General features: G+C 68.4%; 16 protein-coding genes. 11 read left to right on the top strand and 5 right to left on the bottom strand.

What is annotated here, in order from left to right; all coding sequences use genetic code 11:
• Nucleotides 1-46 precede the first annotated feature (46 nt).
• Nucleotides 47-1,420 carry a bifunctional UDP-N-acetylglucosamine diphosphorylase/glucosamine-1-phosphate N-acetyltransferase GlmU gene (glmU, locus tag BTJ49_RS12205; protein WP_113065806.1) on the top strand — a complete coding sequence of 458 codons (1,374 nt, stop codon included), beginning with the start codon at nt 47-49 and terminating at the stop codon, nt 1,418-1,420.
• A gap of 202 nt (nt 1,421-1,622) precedes the next feature.
• On the opposite strand, the gene BTJ49_RS12210 is transcribed toward glmU, so the two are convergent.
• Nucleotides 1,623-2,612: a pteridine-dependent deoxygenase gene (locus BTJ49_RS12210; RefSeq protein WP_113065807.1), complete on the bottom strand. Its 990-nt coding sequence runs from the start codon at nt 2,610-2,612 to the stop codon at nt 1,623-1,625.
• 124 nt (nt 2,613-2,736) lie between these two features.
• On the opposite strand from BTJ49_RS12210, the gene BTJ49_RS12215 reads away from it, so the two are divergent.
• From BTJ49_RS12215 to BTJ49_RS12255, 9 genes are all read left to right on the top strand, one after another.
• Nucleotides 2,737-3,009, top strand: a complete 273-nt coding sequence (locus tag BTJ49_RS12215; RefSeq protein WP_113065693.1) for a phosphopantetheine-binding protein — start codon at nt 2,737-2,739, stop codon at nt 3,007-3,009.
• Between the two features lie 25 nt (nt 3,010-3,034).
• On the top strand, nt 3,035-3,703 hold the full coding sequence (locus tag BTJ49_RS12220; RefSeq protein WP_113065694.1) for a xanthomonadin biosynthesis protein: 669 nt from the start codon (nt 3,035-3,037) through the stop codon (nt 3,701-3,703).
• The gene (locus tag BTJ49_RS12225) at nt 3,700-4,011 is read left to right on the top strand and encodes a hydroxymyristoyl-ACP dehydratase (protein ID WP_240601825.1); all 312 of its coding nucleotides are present in this window, start codon (nt 3,700-3,702) and stop codon (nt 4,009-4,011) included. The genes BTJ49_RS12220 and BTJ49_RS12225 overlap by 4 nt, the downstream gene beginning before the upstream one ends.
• On the top strand, nt 4,008-4,967 hold the full coding sequence (locus tag BTJ49_RS12230; protein WP_113065695.1) for an acyltransferase: 960 nt from the start codon (nt 4,008-4,010) through the stop codon (nt 4,965-4,967). The genes BTJ49_RS12225 and BTJ49_RS12230 overlap by 4 nt, the downstream gene beginning before the upstream one ends.
• On the top strand, nt 4,921-5,556 hold the full coding sequence (locus BTJ49_RS12235) for an outer membrane lipoprotein carrier protein LolA (RefSeq protein ID WP_240151765.1): 636 nt from the start codon (nt 4,921-4,923) through the stop codon (nt 5,554-5,556). The genes BTJ49_RS12230 and BTJ49_RS12235 overlap by 47 nt, the downstream gene beginning before the upstream one ends.
• Nucleotides 5,546-7,945 carry an MMPL family transporter gene (locus BTJ49_RS12240; RefSeq protein WP_113065697.1) on the top strand — a complete coding sequence of 800 codons (2,400 nt, stop codon included), beginning with the start codon at nt 5,546-5,548 and terminating at the stop codon, nt 7,943-7,945. Before BTJ49_RS12235 ends, BTJ49_RS12240 begins: the two co-directional genes overlap by 11 nt.
• Nucleotides 7,929-8,384, top strand: coding sequence for a phosphotransferase (locus BTJ49_RS12245; protein WP_113065698.1), 456 nt, complete (start codon nt 7,929-7,931; stop codon nt 8,382-8,384). Before BTJ49_RS12240 ends, BTJ49_RS12245 begins: the two co-directional genes overlap by 17 nt.
• Nucleotides 8,385-8,443: 59 nt before the next feature.
• Complete coding sequence (fabG, locus tag BTJ49_RS12250) at nt 8,444-9,181, top strand: 3-oxoacyl-ACP reductase FabG (RefSeq protein ID WP_113065699.1); 738 nt, start codon at nt 8,444-8,446, stop codon at nt 9,179-9,181.
• 64 nt (nt 9,182-9,245) lie between these two features.
• Nucleotides 9,246-9,683, top strand: coding sequence for an Sbal_3080 family lipoprotein (locus BTJ49_RS12255; RefSeq protein WP_113065700.1), 438 nt, complete (start codon nt 9,246-9,248; stop codon nt 9,681-9,683).
• Nucleotides 9,684-9,697: 14 nt separating this feature from the next.
• Here the strand turns inward: BTJ49_RS12255 and BTJ49_RS12260 are convergent, their stop codons facing one another.
• From BTJ49_RS12260 to BTJ49_RS12275, 4 genes are all read right to left on the bottom strand, one after another.
• On the bottom strand, nt 9,698-11,281 hold the full coding sequence (locus tag BTJ49_RS12260) for a tryptophan 7-halogenase (protein ID WP_113065701.1): 1,584 nt from the start codon (nt 11,279-11,281) through the stop codon (nt 9,698-9,700).
• 131 nt (nt 11,282-11,412) lie between these two features.
• Entirely contained in the window at nt 11,413-12,180 is a 768-nt protein-coding gene (locus BTJ49_RS12265; protein WP_343125531.1) for a glycosyltransferase family 2 protein, read from the bottom strand.
• Nucleotides 12,177-12,983, bottom strand: coding sequence for a beta-ketoacyl synthase chain length factor (locus tag BTJ49_RS12270; protein WP_113065702.1), 807 nt, complete (start codon nt 12,981-12,983; stop codon nt 12,177-12,179). The genes BTJ49_RS12265 and BTJ49_RS12270 overlap by 4 nt, the downstream gene beginning before the upstream one ends.
• Nucleotides 12,980-14,173, bottom strand: a complete 1,194-nt coding sequence (locus BTJ49_RS12275) for a beta-ketoacyl-[acyl-carrier-protein] synthase family protein (protein ID WP_113065810.1) — start codon at nt 14,171-14,173, stop codon at nt 12,980-12,982. The genes BTJ49_RS12270 and BTJ49_RS12275 overlap by 4 nt, the downstream gene beginning before the upstream one ends.
• 154 nt (nt 14,174-14,327) lie before the next feature.
• Here BTJ49_RS12275 and BTJ49_RS12280 point away from each other — a divergent pair, with 154 nt between their 5' ends.
• Nucleotides 14,328-15,023, top strand: a complete 696-nt coding sequence (locus tag BTJ49_RS12280; RefSeq protein ID WP_113065703.1) for a YdcF family protein — start codon at nt 14,328-14,330, stop codon at nt 15,021-15,023.
• Nucleotides 15,024-15,115: the final 92 nt, after the last annotated feature.

Below are 15,115 nucleotides of genomic sequence, written 5' to 3' on the forward strand. Positions count from 1 at the left end.
CAGTTTGCGGCAAAGTGGCGACCTGAAATTCATGCAGGGTCGCAACATGACTGCACCGCTCCACGTCATCGTGCTTGCCGCCGGCGAAGGCAAGCGCATGAAATCGTCCACCGCCAAGGTGCTGCTGCCGCTGGCCGGCCGCCCGCTGCTGGCGCATGTGCTGGATGTCGCGCAGGAACTCGCGCCGGCGTGCGTGCATGTCGTGCATGGTCATCACGGAGAGCAGGTGCGCAAGGCGTTCGCGGAGCGGGCGGGACTGGTCTGGGTCGAGCAGGCCGAACAGTTGGGCACCGGGCATGCTGTGCGTCTGGCGATGGAGAATGTCCCCGACGACGCCCGCGTGCTGGTGCTGTACGGGGACGTGCCGCTGCTGCGTGCGGATTCGCTGCGCGCGCTGGCTGAAGCCGACGCGCCGCTGGCCGTGCTGGCGGCGGAACAGCCGGATCCGACCGGCTACGGCCGCGTGATGCTGGATGCGCAGCAGCGCGTGGAAGCCATTGTCGAGGAAAAGGACGCCACGCCGGAGCAGCGTGCGGTGCGTCTGACCAACACCGGCATCATCGCCGCGGACGCCACGCCGCTGCGTGCATGGGTGGCGCAGCTGGGCAATGCCAACGCGCAGGGCGAGTACTATCTGACCGACGTGTTCGGCCTGTCCGCCGCGGACGGCGATCCCGCGCTGTGCGTGCGGCTGGCGGATGCACGCGAAGCGGCGGGAGCGAACAATCCCTGGCAGCTGGCCGAACTGGAGGCGCAATACCGGCAGCGTCGCGCGCGCGAGCTGGCCGAAGCCGGCGTGCGTATTGCCGATCCGGCGCGTTTCGATGCGCGCGGGAACATCACGGTCGGGCGCGACGTGGAGATCGATGTCGACGTGATCCTCGAAGGCGAGGTGACGCTGGGCGACGGCGTGCGCATCGGGCCGTTCTGCCGGCTGCGCGATGTCGAGTTGGCGGCAGGCACCGAGGTGCGCGCGCACTGCGACCTGGAAGGCGCGACAACCGAGGGAGCCTGCACCATCGGCCCGTATGCGCGCCTGCGTCCCGGCGCACGGCTCGCTGCCGACGCGCATGTCGGCAATTTCGTGGAGATGAAGAAAGCCCATTTGGGGCGGGGCAGCAAGGCCAACCATCTCACCTATCTCGGCGATGCCGAGATCGGCGCGGGCGTGAATATCGGCGCCGGCACCATCACCTGCAATTACGACGGCGTGAACAAGCACCTGACCCGGATCGGCGACGGTGCATTCATTGGTTCCAACGCGGCGCTGGTCGCGCCCGTGACCATCGGTGCGCAGGCGACCATCGGCGCCGGATCGGTCATCGGCAGTGACGCGCCGGACGGTCAGCTCACTGTCGCGCGCGCCCGTCAGGTCACGCTGAAGGGGTGGAAGCGTCCGACGAAGAAGCCCAGCGAATAGGCGAACGCGGGGCGGTTCGGCCCGATTTTCCAAGTCATTCGTATCGGACTTCTGGGAAGCCGGAGAGTAGTCCCTAGTCGCGATGAAAGCCGCCGGGCGCTGGGTTCGCCCTTCGGCCCCATCTCGTGGATGTGCTGTGTGTCAGGCGCTTGCCCGGCTTCGCCAGGATTGCGGTTTCAGAAAGCTTCCCGGTTTTCGATCATCACGCAAAGCGCCAGCCGTCGATCTCGACCAGCAGTTCGCGGCGGCAGACGTCGCCGAGCAGCAGCAGGTGCGGTGCATCGGGGACGTGGCGCTGCAGGAAGTCCTCGACAGCCTCCGCGTCCTCGGCATGACGCACGTAGATCTTGAGCGGGTCGTTCTGGCCGAAACATTCCGGCAGCGCACTGTGGCGCAGCAGCGTGCGCAGGTTGGTCAGCGTCTCGGTCAGCTGCGCCTCGAGGTCGCCGTGATGCTGCGAGGCGTGTCCGGTGATGGACGCGGTGCCGGAAATCGCCAGTGACGTATCGCCCTGCAGGCGCATCGCGCGGGCGAAGCTGGGCGGCGTCGGTCCGTACTGGCGCGGATAGCGCCAGGCGCTCATCTGGCGCGGGTTCTCCACGCGCTCGCCGGGTTCCGCGGCAGCCAGGCAGTAGACCTGCAGCAACGGCGTGTCCGAACGATGGCCGATCGCCGTGGCTGCGGGGAAGCCCTGCTGGAAGAAATCGCGCATGCCCTGCAGGCGGCCGGCGCAGAATTGCTTGTAGCGCTCGGCGTCGCCTTCGCCTTCGTTGATCTGCGCCAGGTAGTTCCACAGACGCTGCACGTGCCGCTGCGGGCGCGTTTCCAGGAATGCGCACAGCTGCGTGTAGGCGTGCTCGGCGGCGGGTTGCGGGCCGCCGTGATCGCGTTCGTCGATGGTCAGCGCGGCGAACAGCCAGCCTCCGCCGCAGGACCACTGCACGTCGCCTTCGCGGCCGTATTCGACGGCGGCATCGACCTGCCAGAGTTCCAGCGGCGCGGGCTGGGCGCCGGGGGCATGCAGCGGGACATGCAGCCAGCGCGGATCGTCGCTGGTCGCGGCGGCGCCGAAATCGAACAGAGCCAGCGTGCCCGATGCCTGCAGCAAGGCCCGCGCCGTGTCGGCCGGGCGATAGGACACGCGGGGGCGGACATGGGCGGCGGTTCGGATCGGCGAGCTTGCTTGGTTCATGCAGGGTCCTTCGGGGCCGTGCCGGCGCAGCGGCATTTCCAGCAGTCGGCAAAGTGTCCTATGGTACACTCCGCGCCCGCTGCACCGGGAGCGGGCAGTCTCTTGGGGGAGTGGGAAACCGAGCATGAGCAAGCAAACCGAGGCCGAGCGCGAGCTGGCCGCACTGATCGTCGAAAATCTCAATCTCGAGGATGTCGCGCCTGCGGACATGGATCCGGAAGCGCCCCTGTTCGGTGGCGACCTGGGCCTGGACTCGATCGACGCCCTGGAAATCGCCCTGGCGGTGTCGAAGCACTACGGCTTCCAGCTGCGCTCGGACAATCCCGACAACAAACAGATCTTCGCCAGCCTGCGCGCGCTCTCGGCCCATATCGAGCAGCATCGCCCGCAAGCCTGACGACGCGGTATTCGCCGTGTCCACGATGAAATCCGGTTTTTTTCGCAGCCTGCTTCCCGGGTTGCTGCTCGGCTATGCGGCACTGGTCTTCACCGGTGCGCTGGGCGGCGGCGAATGGGCCTATCATCTTGCGGTGCCGGTGTTGGTTCTCGTGCTGGCCGCGGTGCTGCCGTTGCGGCGTGCGCCCGTGCTGGCGCTCTGGCTGCTGCTGGCGGCGGTGATGCTCTGGCTTGATGCGCGCGGCCATGCGCACTGGGTGCTGAATCTGGTGCCGATGTTGATCACGGCCGGCTTGGCCTGGCTGTTCGCCCGCACGCTGCGTGCCGGTCGCGAGCCGCTGGTTCGCCGCGTGGTGCGTGCGGTCGAAGGCGAGGAGCGGCTGCAAGACGCGCGCGTCCTGCGCTACACCCGCCAGGTGACTTGGTACTGGGCGATACTGATGGCGCTGCAATGTCTGCTGCTGGCGGCCTGCTGGGCGTTGCTGATCGCCGACGGTCCGATGCAGGCGTGGGCGCGCGGCTGGCTGCATGTGGGCGGTTATACCCTGCCGGTGCTGGCCATGGCGGCTGAATACGCTGTGCGCCGCTGGCGATTCAGGGATCTGCCGCATCCGCGTCCGCACGAGTTCATTCATCGCCTGGTGCGCAACTGGCCTCGCATCGTGCGGGACGCCCGCGATACGGTGCATTCATGACCGGCCCGTCCGAACCCATGGCATCCGCGCACCGATTCCGCATCGGCGCGGACCATCCGTGCCTGCCGGGGCATTTCCCCGGTCGGCCCCTGGTGCCGGGCGTGGTGCTGCTGGACGAGCTCGCCGCCTTGTTGCGGCGTGAGCATGGCTGGCGCTTGACCCGCGTCGTCGACGCCAAGTTCGTCGCGCCGGTGTGGCCCGAGACCGAGGCCGAGATCCGCGTGCAGGGCGCCGCGCCGCGGCTGCGCTTCGAGATTCATGGCGAGGCCGGCGTGCTGGCGCGGGGCCGGGTGGAGGTGCAGGCATGAGCGCGCACTGGCGCCAGCGCCCCGAGGGCGGCGGTTTCTTCGCGTTGTGGCTGATCCGCACCATCGCGCTGCGCTGCGGCCGTCCGGCGGCGCGCGTGGTGCTGTACCCGATTACCCTGTATTTCTTCTTCCGTCGCGGTCCCGAGCGTCGCGCGTCGCGCCAGTTCCTGACGCGTGCGCTGGGGCAGCGCGCGACGGTGTGGCAGATCCTGCGTCACATCCACAGTTTCGCCTCGATCACGTTGGACCGCGTGTTCATGCTGGCGCGCGGCGAACGCGGATTCCGGCTCGAAGTCGAAGGGCTGGATTACCTGCACGACGCCATCGACGAAGGCCGCGGCGCGATGCTGATGGGCTCGCACCACGGCAGTTTCGAGGCCCTGCGCATGCTTTCGCAGCGCTACCAGAAAGCGCCTCTGCGGATCGTGCTGAACAAGCAGCAGACGCCGGCGATGACGGCGCTGCTGGAGGCGCTGGCGCCGGACATCGGCGAGCGCGTCATCGACGGCGCGCAGGATCCGGCCTCCGTGGTGCTGGCGCTGGGCGAGGCCGCGCGGCAGGGCCACATGGTGGCGCTGCTGGCCGATCGCGGGCGGCAGGACGAGGCGATGCTGCGGGTGCCGTTCCTGGGCGAGGACGCCGCCTTCCCGGTGGGACCCTGGCTGCTGGCGGCCAGCCTGCGCATTCCGGTGGTGTTGTGTTTCGGACTGTACCTTGGCGGCAATCGCTATAAGCTGGTGTTCGAGCCGTTCGCGGATACCCGCGAGCTTCCGCGCGAAGGTCGGCGCAAGGCCGTGCGCGGCTACGTGCGCGAGTACGCGGCGCGCCTGGAGAGTCTTGCGCGCACGCATCCCTACAACTGGTTTAATTTCTATGATTTCTGGCATGACACTACGCAGGTCGTTGGGAATGATGCTGGCGCTGGCGTCGGCCGCGACGTGGGCGCGCGCGCCTGAGACCGCCGTCGTCGACAAGCCCGACGCGCTGGCGCCGATCGCCAAGCTCGCGCAGCAGCCGCCGACGCAGGTGGCCTTCGCCGAGGCGCGTTTCTCGGCCCTGCTGAGCCGCCCGCTGGTGGTGTCGGGTCAGTTGTCGTGGGAAGGCGGCGACCGTCTGCAAAGGCATGTCGATTCGCCCTACGTGGAAACCACCCGCATCGTCGACGGTGAGGTCAGCATGCACCGGGCCGGGCGCGGCACGCGGCATTTCTCGCTGGATCGCGCGCCGCCGCTCAAGGCGCTGCTCGATAGCCTGGTCGCGGTGCTGTCGGGCGATCGCGCGCGCTTGTCGAAGGTGTTCACGCCGCGACTGGACGAAGACGGCGGCGGTCAGGGCTGGACCCTGACGCTAAAGCCGAAATCGCCGCGTCTGGCGCGCAGCCTCGCGCACATCCGCCTGGACGGCGACGATCGGGGGCTGCGTTGCATGCTGATCACCGAGGCCAACGGCACGCTGAGCGTCGATCTGCTCGGCCCGCTGGCCGCGCGCATGCCGACGCAGCCGACCCGCGCCAACCTGACGGCGCTGTGCCGGCATGCCGAATAGTTCCCTGCGCGCACGCGTCGCGCTGCTGAGCGTCTGGCTGCTGGTCCTGGCGCTGCTGGGGCTGTACGTGATGCGTACGCTGCGCGTCAGCACCGATTTGCGCAGCTTCATGCCGCCGCCCGCCACGGCCGACCAGCGGTTGCTGATGGACCAGATCGGCAGCGGTCCGGGTTCGCGACTGTTGCTGGTCGCCCTTGGTGGCGCCCAGCCGGAGAAGCTCGCCGACCTCAGTCGCGGCCTGGCCGATGCGCTGAAGCAGGATGCGCGCTTCAGTCAGGTCGTCAACGGCGACTTCCGGCCCGACAGCCTGCCGTCCTCGCTGCTGCCCTACCGCTACCTGCTCTCGCCGACGCTGGATACGCATCGTCTCGATGCGGCCTATCTGCACGATCAATTGCAACAGCGGCTGGAGGATCTGGCCTCGCCGGCCGGTGGCCTTCTGGAGACCTGGTTGCCGCGCGATCCGACTCTGGAAGCGCTGAAGCTGGCGCAACGCTGGTCGCCGCCGCATGCACCGACCGTGCGCGACGGCGTGTGGATCGACAAGCAGGGCGAGGCGCTGCTGCTGGTGCAGACTCGCGCCGCCGGTTTCGACCCGGGCGCGCAGCAGGAGGCCATCGCGGCCCTGCGCAAGGCCTTCGACGGGTTGCCGGGGCACGAGGCGGCGACGCTGACGCTGAGCGGGCCGGGCTATTTCAGCGTGGTCATCAACAAACAGACCCGGCATCAGGCCGACTGGATCGGCTACGTCTCCACCATCGGCTTCATCCTGCTGCTGCTGCTGGCCTACCGCAGTCCGAGCGCGCTGGTGCTGGGCGCGCTGCCCATTGCCAGCGGCGCGCTGGCCGGTCTCGCCGCGCTGGTGACCTTCTACCCGCAGGTGCACGGCATCACCCTGGCGTTCGGCTTCACGCTGCTCGGCGTGGCGCAGGAATATCCGATCCGCCTGCTCAGCCACCGCCGCGCCGGTGCGTCGAACCTGCAGAGCGTGCGCGGATTGTGGCCGCTGCTGATGACGGCCATTGCCTCGGCCTGCATCGCCTATCTGGCGTTCTACGCCTCGGGCGTGCCGGGACTGCAGCAACTGGCAGTGTTCACGATCTGCGGTCTGCTCGGCGCGGGCCTGACCACGCGTTACGCGTTGCCGCGCGTGTTGCCGCAGCGCTTCGTTGACGTGGCCGACACGCCCGGTCTGGCGCGCTTCCGCCGGTTCCTCGACAACCTGCCGCGCCCGCGCTGGATTCCCGTGCTGGTCACAGCGGGCGTCGCGGTCATGCTGATCTTCGCGCCCGGCACGTTCTGGCAGAACAATCTGGCCAAACTGACGCCGCTGCCGGCGAAGCTGCTGAAGACCGACGCCCGTCTGCGCGCCGCCCTGGGCGCGCCCGATGTGCGCTACCTGCTGGTGCTGGATGCACCGACGGCGGACGGCGTGCTGGCGCTTTCCGAGCAGGTGCGACCGAAACTGGATGCGCTGGTGAAGCAGGGCGCGCTGGACGGCGTCGAGCTGCCGTCGCGCTATTTGCCGCCGCGGGCGGTGCAGCGTGCGCGGCAGCGGAAGCTGCCCGATCACGACGCGCTGGTGGCCGCGTTGAAGCAGGCCACCGCCGGCATGCCGTTCCGCGAGGATGTTTTCGCGCCGTTTGTGCGCGATGTGGACAAGGCCCGCGCACTGCCGCTGCTGACGCCGGCGATGTTCGAGCGTTCGCCGCTGGGTCAGCGGCTGGCTTCGATGCTGGTGAGGCGTGGCGGCAACCCGCAGGTCCGGGGGCAGGGTGCCAGCGGAACGCCTGTCACGGCGTCATCCACGTCCTGGGTCGGCCTGGCCACGCTGAGCGGCGTGCACGATCCGGCGGCGCTGGCCGCATTGTCGGCGCAGACCGACGGCAAGGTACGCCTGCTGGACATCAAGCAGGCTTCGGAGTCGCTGGTTGCCGCCTACCGCTCGCGCATCCTGAAGGCGCTGGGCGTGGCGATCCTGTTGCTGATCGTCACCGTCAGCGTGGCTCTGCGCAGTCTGCGTCGTGCCTGGCACGTGCTGGGTCCGATGACGCTGGCGACGTTCCTGGTGCTGGCGGTCGAGCGCATGGCCGGCATCGAGATTTCCCTGTTCCATCTGGTCGCGCTGATTCTCGCCGCTGGCCTGGGTCTGCACTATGCGCTGTTCTTCGAGCGCGAGACCGGCGATCCGGCGGAACAGCGACGCACCCTGCATGCGACGGTGGTCTGCGTGCTCTCGGCGCTGCTGGTGTTCGGCATGCTGGCGTGGTCGTCGATTCCGGTGCTGCGCGCCATCGGCCTGACCGTGAGTCTGGGCGTGGCCTTCCATTTCTGCCTGTCGATCCTGATGGCGCCGCATGCGGAGAGCGACCGTGCTGCCGAAGAGTGACTGGGCGCACCTGATCCCGCACGCCGGCGGTATGTGCCTGCTGGACGCGGTCGAGGCCTGGGATGACACCGCCATCCACGCGTGCAGCGAGGGACATCGCGATCCCGCGAACCCGCTACGCCGGGACGGTCGCCTGCATGCGCTGCATCTGGCTGAATACGGCGCGCAGGCCGCTGCCGTGCACGGCGCGCTGCGGGCACGCGAGGCCGGCGTCGGTGCGCCGCGTCCGGGCATGCTGGTGGCGTTGCGCGATGTGCGCCTGGCGTGCGAATACGTCGATGATCTGCCCGGTGCGCTGCAGGTTCACGCCGAGTGCCTGTATGCCGACGACGCGGGCACCCAGTACGCCTTCCGCATCGAGCACGACGGCGTGCTGCTGGCGCAGGGGCGCTGCGCCGTGATCCACGGCGGCGATGACTTGGCTCCTTCCGCGGGCTGAAAACGTGCCGCACCGGCACGCTTGCTAGACTTTCCCTCTTTGCATTCGGAGCGTTCGGTATGAAGGCATCCAGCGACCCGCGTCGCGCCCTGGTCAGTGGCGGCAGCGGCGACATTGGCGCGGCGATCTGCAAGGCGCTGGCCGCCGCCGGCCAGCATGTGATCGTGCACGCCAACACGCGCATCGAGCGCGCGCAGGAAGTCGTCGAGACGATCCGGGCCGAGGGAGGCAGTGCCGAGGCGGTGGCGTTCGATGTCGCCGATGCACAGGCCAGCGCGGCCGCGCTGGAGGCGCTGCTCGAGACCGGGCCGATCCATTGCGCGGTCAGCAACGCCGGCATCCATGACGACGCGCCGATGGCGGGCATGCAGGAAGCGCAGTGGAAGCGGGTGATCGACGTCTCGCTGCACGGCTTCTTCCATCTGGTGCAGCCGCTGCTGCTGCCGATGGCGCGCGCGCGTTTTGGTCGCGTGGTGGCGATCGGGTCGGTGGCCGGTGTGCTCGGCAATCGCGGTCAGACCAACTATGCGGCGGCCAAGGCCGGCCTGCACGGAGCGGTGAAATCGCTGGCGCGCGAGATGGCCTCGCGCGGCATCACCGCGAACGTGGTTGCGCCGGGGCTGATCGCCGGGCGCATGACCGAAACCCTGTTCGCACCGGAGCAGATCAAGGCGATGGTGCCGGCCGGGCGCATCGGCGCGCCGGAGGATGTCGCCGCGCTGGTCGCCTTTCTGTGCTCGGAATCGGCCGGCTACGTCAACGGACAGGTGATCGGCGTCAATGGCGGGATGGGTTGATGCGGGCTCTGCAATGATCCGACATACTCATTCGATGGGTGAGCTGCATCAATGAGGGGGGGGCATGCGCTTAGTGACGTCGCTTTTACTTTTGTCATTCACGGGCCTGATGTTGGCTTCGTGCACGTCGGTACAGGTCAGGCCGCTAGTAACTAAAGACAAGGTGGATTTGATCTGCATTCAACGAAATCCCGCAGTCAAAGTGGATGACTTTGTCATGGTCCTGCAGCGGCATATCGATGCGCACGGCATCGCGAGTCGCGTGTTCGATGGCACGAAGCCCGATGATTGTCATTATGTCCTGACGTATACAGCTCGCCGTTCATGGGACTTTTCGCCGTACCTCTCTGTCGCCCACTTGTGGCTGCAAAAAGATGGACGTGGAGTGGCCTCTGCCGACTATCATTTGCGTGGCAAGGGCGGGTTGGCGTTGACCAAATGGCAAGGCACGGAGGCCAAGATAGGCCCCGTCATCGACAAGCTGTTAGCGGGTCAGAATTGAGCTGATTGAACGCCTCAGGCCGCCGCGGCGAACAGCGGTGGTCGCTGCCGTCCGGACAGCGGCGCCTGCAGCGCCGGGTCGCTGCCGGTGGCCTGCAGCACGATGGCGTCGGCCAGCGCTTCGAGTAGATCGACGTGGGTGCGCAGGCGCGCGACGGTGGCGTCGCGGTCCAGTTCGTCGTGCAGGTGGCCATTGAGGTCGGCGAACCAGCGCAGTTCGTATTGATCGAGCATGGCGCGCGGGTTGCGGTTGGCGCTGGCGGCGTGCCAGCGCAGGAACAGGTCCTGCATGCGCAGGTTCAGCGCCTGCGCGCGTTCCAGGTCGGCGCGCACGCGCCCCAGCAGTTCCAGGTCGGTCAGGCCTTTCTGGAACACCAGCGGACACAGCACGCCCCAGTAGTAGCTGTAGTCCCAGGTCACCTTCACCGGCAGCACCTCGGCATCGCCCAGCAGCGCGTACTGCTTGCGGAACAGCGGCAGGCTGTTGGCGTAGAACGACTGGTACAGCTGGTCGTACATGGTGGCGTGCGGCGCCAGGTTGCGGCCGGCGCGGTCCTGGCCGATCAGCGCGGAGATGTAGGTGTTGCCGATGGCGATGAAGTCGCTGCCGGGCGAGTAGAACGGATCAAGAAACGCGCCGGCCTCGCCGGTCAGCGCCCAGCGGTCGGCGGAGAATAGCTGTGCGCAGCCGTAGGAATAGTCGCGCAGGAAGCTGAAATCGAGCAGCGCGTCGCGGCGTTCGGCCACGGCCCGCGCCAGCGCCGGTTGGCGCTGCCCCAGCCACTGCACGGTGCGGTCGAAGTCGCGCATCGATTCCAGCGGATGCATGCCGGCGTCGGCGACGATGCCGACTGAGTGCGCGCCCGAGGACAGCGGGATCAGCCAAGACCAGTAGCCGGGGCCGACCAGATGATTGGTCGAGCGCCAGCGTTCCGGCGGCGAGCAGCGGTCGCTCCAGTCGGCGTCGGCACACCAGCCGTCGATGTCGATGCGGTCGTCGAGACGGAACCACACCGCGTTGCCGCGGTGGCCGTTGTCGCGGGTCAGCTTGAAATGACGGCGCAGCAGGCCGGCGCGTCCGGATGCGTCCAGCACCCAGCGCGTCTGCCGCGTGTGCTGTCCGTCCTCGTCGCGGTAGCGCACGGTGTGCCGCGCGCCGTGTTCGCCCATGCTCAGGCCGCTGATGGTGGTGCCGTCGCGTACGTCGATGCCGCGCCGGCGCGCCTCGTCGGTGAGGAAGTTTTCCAGAATGCCGCGATCGATCTGGTAGCTCGGCGTCGGCAGCACCTTGCTGACGCCCAGTTCGGTGACGTTCTCCAGGTCGTCGCGGCCATCGGAGAAGAAGAAGCGGAAGCCGAACTTGCGGATGTGGTCGTGTTCGAGGTGTTCGCGCAGCCCGAGCGTCTCGGCGAAGTAGTGCGCGCCGATCTCGACCGTGGATTCGCCGACCTTGTGCGCGGCGGCAGGCAGCGGATGCCGGCGGCGCTCGATGACCAGGATGTCCAGATCCGGATGATCGGCGCGCAGGTGCAGCGCCAGGGTCAGTCCGGCCAGACCGCCGCCCAGGATGATTGCGTCGTGCGTGGTGGTGCTCGCCATGCGTTCCTTCCTCGCCGAAGCTCGTGTTTCGATGATGCCCGAAGTGCTCGGGCCGCGTCATCCGCTGTTGCGGGATTCGTGCGCGGGTCGAGGGTGCGCGGACAGTGCCGCGCGCGTCTGCCGGGGCAGGGTTACGGATCGACGATCAACGGTTGCTGGTTTCGGATCTGGCGCAGGTGGTCGCGCATCAGGCCGGCGCGCAGGATGCGCCAGACCACCCGCGCGGTGATGCGTGAAAAGTCCCGCACCGGCCGGAAGTGGCTCAGGCGCATGTCGCCCTGGTAGCGCGATTCGATCGGCACCGAGGCCACGCGCACGTCACGTTGCAGCGCGGCCTCGATCAGGATGTCGGTCTCGAAGGCGAAACCGCCACTCTTGATGTCGGCCAGTTCCAGCGCTGCGCGCGGGTAGTAGCGCTGGCCGCACTGGGTATCGATCAGGCGCTGCCCGGCGGCCCAGGAAATGCCCCAGTCGGCGAAGTCGTTGGCGCGGCGGCGGTAGTTTGGCTGGCGTTCGCGATGGCGGATGCGCGCGCCGCTGATGATGTGGTTCGGGTAGCGCTGCGCCGCCGCCAGCAGACGGGGGATGTCATCGGCCACGTGTTGGCCGTCGCCGTCCATGCTGATGACCGCCGAATAGCCGTGTTCGAGCGCGGCGCGGAAACCGGTGCGCAGCGCTTCGCCCTTGCCGCGCCGTTCGGGGTGGCGGATCAGCGTCACCGGGAGCCTGGACACGATCTCCGGCGTGCCGTCGTCGGAACCGTCGTCGACCACCATCACCGGCAGGTTCAGCGCCAGCACCGATTCGATCACGCCGCGGATGGCGAGCGCCTCGTTGAGGCAGGGAATCAGCACGCAGCAGGCAGCGGGTTCGGTCATGGTCTCGGGGACGGCGCTCACGCGGGAACATCCGTTTCGATGTGCAGGGTCAGCCCGTCGCCCGCCGCAATGCATGTGCTGCCGGGGCGCGGTGTGGCCAGGGCTTCCAGCAGCGTCAGTGCATCGCCGCAGGCGTTCTCCCGCGCCAGGCGGCGCAGGTGCGGGTCCGAGGGCGGTTGTTGCGGCTGGCTCGATGCATGCAATCGCAGGCGCAGGGCAGCGCGCGCATGCGTTCCGCGCTCGGGGCTGAGCACCAGGGCGCAGCCGAACGGCACGTGCGTGCTCAGCATTTCCACCAGCGGACCCTTGCCGGGCACATCGAAAGCGGACAGCAGCACCGGCTCGTTCTCGCTTACGGCCAGCGTGGCCGCTTCCAGCAGGCCCGCGCCGAAACTGGCCTCGCTGGCGCACACCGCGTTGGAGCTGCGATGGCAGCCAGTGGCGATGGTCCAGTAGCCGGCGGCGGCGTTGTGTACGGAATTGTGGAAACGCGTCGGTGACATGTCCAGTGGCGTATCGGCCAGGGTCGCGCACATGTAGTCCATGATGATGGCATCGCCGTGCGCCGAGGCGAACACGCTGGACAGGTGCGCGGCGTCGCGCTCGCTCATCGCCACGGCTTGCGTGGCGGTCTCGACGGCCAGGCGCACGCTGTCCGGTGCGCGGCGTCGTTCGGCGGGCGGCAGCAAGCTGGCGGCCGGTCGCGCCGGGGCGTCCTCGGTGGCAGGCTGGCCGTCCAGGTGGGCAAGGAAGTGATTCCAGTCGGGCAGGCCGGGTGTCCAGATGCCGATGCCTTCCACCCACAGATTCAGATCGCCGTTCATGCGGCCTCCTCCGCGCGCACGAACGCCAGGCAGGCGTTGTTGCCGCCGAAGCCGAAGGAATTGCTCAGCGCCACACGCACGTTACGCGCACGCGTTTCCGGCTGCAGGCGGTCTTCGCACAGCGGGTCGGGCGTGTCGCAGCCCAGGTTGCCTGGCAGCAGGCCGCGTTCGAGCGCGAGCAGGGCGATGCTGGCTTCCAGCGCGCCGGCCGCGCCGAGGGTGTGGCCGGTGTAGCCCTTGGTCGAGCTGCTGCGCGTGGTCTCGGGGAACAGGCGGGCGATGAGCGCTGCCTCGACCTCGTCGTTCTTGCGCGTCGAAGTGCCGTGTAGATTGATGTAGTCGACCTGTTCGGGACGCAGCCCGGCGCGCGCCAGCGCATCGCGCATCGCCCGTTCGGCGCCGAGCCCTTCCGGGTGCGGCGTGGACATGTGGTGCGCGTCGCTGGACTCGCCGTAGCCGGCCAGTCGCGTGGCGTCCGGCGCTCGCTCGGCGCGCTCCAGCAGGGCGAAACCGGCGGCCTCGCCGATGGAAATGCCGTCGCGCTCGACATCGAACGGTCGGCAGGCCTGCTGCGAGACCAGTCCCAGCGAATTGAAGCCGAACAGCACGCTGTCGCACAGCGTGTCGGTGCCGCCGACCACGGCCGCATCGATCAGGTCCGCCTGCATCATGCGCGCGGCCATGGCGTAGACCTTGGCGCTGGACGAGCACGCCGTGGACACGGTCAGGCACGGGCCGGACAGCTCCAGCGCGGTCCGGGCGAACGCGCTCAGCGAGTGCAGGCAGTGGATGATCGGACGGCGCACTTCGGCGGGCAGGCGGCCGTCGACGTCGAGATGGCGATAGCCCTGTTCGGTGCTGGCGATGCTGCCGGTGGAGGTGCCCAGCAGCACGGCGATACGGTCGCTGCCGTAGCGCGACGCGGCACGGTGCACCGCATCCATGAAGCGGTCCTGCTGCAGGCCCATCCACGCCAGGCGGTTGTTGCGGCATTCCCACTCGTTCAGTGTCGCGGGCAGCGTCGCGGCTTCCAGTCCGGCCACGCGACCGATCCAGCAATCGAGCGGCGCGCTGCTGAAATTGTTGTGCGCCAGCCCGCCGCGCATGCGGCGCAGCGCGTCCTCGTGGGCGTCCAGTCCGCGTCCGAGCGCGGAGGTGGCGGTGTGGGCGCTGACGGCCAGCGCGGGCATCGTGTCGGGCATCCGGTGCAGGGTAGCTTTTCCCGGCTGAATTTTCTCGTGCCGTGTGACCGGGGCGGCGATTCGGCCGCGCATGCGTGGTCCCGGCGCTCAATCCCTGTGACGATGGGGTAGGCTGCCCATTTCCCGATCAGCCGAAGCCTTCATGAGCGACCCCCTGGCCCCCCTGCGACGCGGTCCCTGGCGCTATCTGCGCGATGCCGACGTGCTGCATTCCCTGTGCGTGGCGCTCCTGGTGATGGTGCTCAGCGGCGGGCTGGTCTGGCTGGCCTATCTGATCCACGTCTGGCGCACGGCGGCGCGCAGTCCATTGAAACCCGATCGTGCGCGCGTGTTGCTGATCTTCGGCCGCAAGCTGGAAGGCGAGCGCCCGGAACAGGACTACATCCACCGCCTGCAGCGCGGCCTGACCCTGGCACGCGAGGCCGACATCGAACGCGTGCTGCTGCTCGGCGGCAACAGCGGCAGTCGCATCACGGAAGCCCGCGCCGGCGCCGATTGGCTGCACGCGGCCGATTTCCCGAGCGACGTGCCGATGGAACTGGAACAGGCGTCCACCGACTCCCTCGAAAACCTGCGCCACGCGCGCGAACTGCTCGGACACGACGAACGTCCGCCGGTCGCCCTCGTCACCAGCCGTTACCATCTGGCCCGCTGCCTGCTGCTGGCCCGCCGCCTCGGATTCGACGCCCAGCCCATCGCCGCGGAAGATCGCCTGCCCGGCCACGCACGCTACCGCCTGCGCATGGTGCTGGAATCGGGCTACTTGATGTGGATCGACATCGGCCTGCGCTGGGCGCACCTGATCGGGCACGAGCGCATGGCGGCGAGGATTCGTTAGGAATTGCAGCTGATGTGTGTCTATGACGCGATCGGCGGGCAGTTCTGATTGCTTGATGGTTGTGAGCTGAAACGGTCACGCTTCAGCTCGCA

This window comes from Oleiagrimonas sp. MCCC 1A03011, from assembly GCF_003267965.1.
Taxonomy (GTDB): Bacteria; Pseudomonadota; Gammaproteobacteria; order Xanthomonadales; family Rhodanobacteraceae; genus Oleiagrimonas; species Oleiagrimonas citrea.

Coding starts and splice junctions, on each gene's coding strand:
- BTJ49_RS12255 (WP_113065700.1), top strand. CDS start 9,246: ATGCGCTTAGTGACGTCGCTTTTACTTTTGTCATTCACGGGCCTGATG.
- BTJ49_RS12215 (WP_113065693.1), top strand. CDS start 2,737: ATGAGCAAGCAAACCGAGGCCGAGCGCGAGCTGGCCGCACTGATCGTC.
- BTJ49_RS12275 (WP_113065810.1), bottom strand. CDS start 14,173: ATGCCCGCGCTGGCCGTCAGCGCCCACACCGCCACCTCCGCGCTCGGA.
- BTJ49_RS12225 (WP_240601825.1), top strand. CDS start 3,700: ATGACCGGCCCGTCCGAACCCATGGCATCCGCGCACCGATTCCGCATC.
- BTJ49_RS12270 (WP_113065702.1), bottom strand. CDS start 12,983: ATGAACGGCGATCTGAATCTGTGGGTGGAAGGCATCGGCATCTGGACA.
- BTJ49_RS12280 (WP_113065703.1), top strand. CDS start 14,328: ATGAGCGACCCCCTGGCCCCCCTGCGACGCGGTCCCTGGCGCTATCTG.
- BTJ49_RS12240 (WP_113065697.1), top strand. CDS start 5,546: ATGCCGAATAGTTCCCTGCGCGCACGCGTCGCGCTGCTGAGCGTCTGG.
- BTJ49_RS12220 (WP_113065694.1), top strand. CDS start 3,035: ATGAAATCCGGTTTTTTTCGCAGCCTGCTTCCCGGGTTGCTGCTCGGC.
- BTJ49_RS12235 (WP_240151765.1), top strand. CDS start 4,921: ATGATGCTGGCGCTGGCGTCGGCCGCGACGTGGGCGCGCGCGCCTGAG.
- glmU (WP_113065806.1), top strand. CDS start 47: ATGACTGCACCGCTCCACGTCATCGTGCTTGCCGCCGGCGAAGGCAAG.
- BTJ49_RS12230 (WP_113065695.1), top strand. CDS start 4,008: ATGAGCGCGCACTGGCGCCAGCGCCCCGAGGGCGGCGGTTTCTTCGCG.
- BTJ49_RS12260 (WP_113065701.1), bottom strand. CDS start 11,281: ATGGCGAGCACCACCACGCACGACGCAATCATCCTGGGCGGCGGTCTG.
- fabG (WP_113065699.1), top strand. CDS start 8,444: ATGAAGGCATCCAGCGACCCGCGTCGCGCCCTGGTCAGTGGCGGCAGC.
- BTJ49_RS12210 (WP_113065807.1), bottom strand. CDS start 2,612: ATGAACCAAGCAAGCTCGCCGATCCGAACCGCCGCCCATGTCCGCCCC.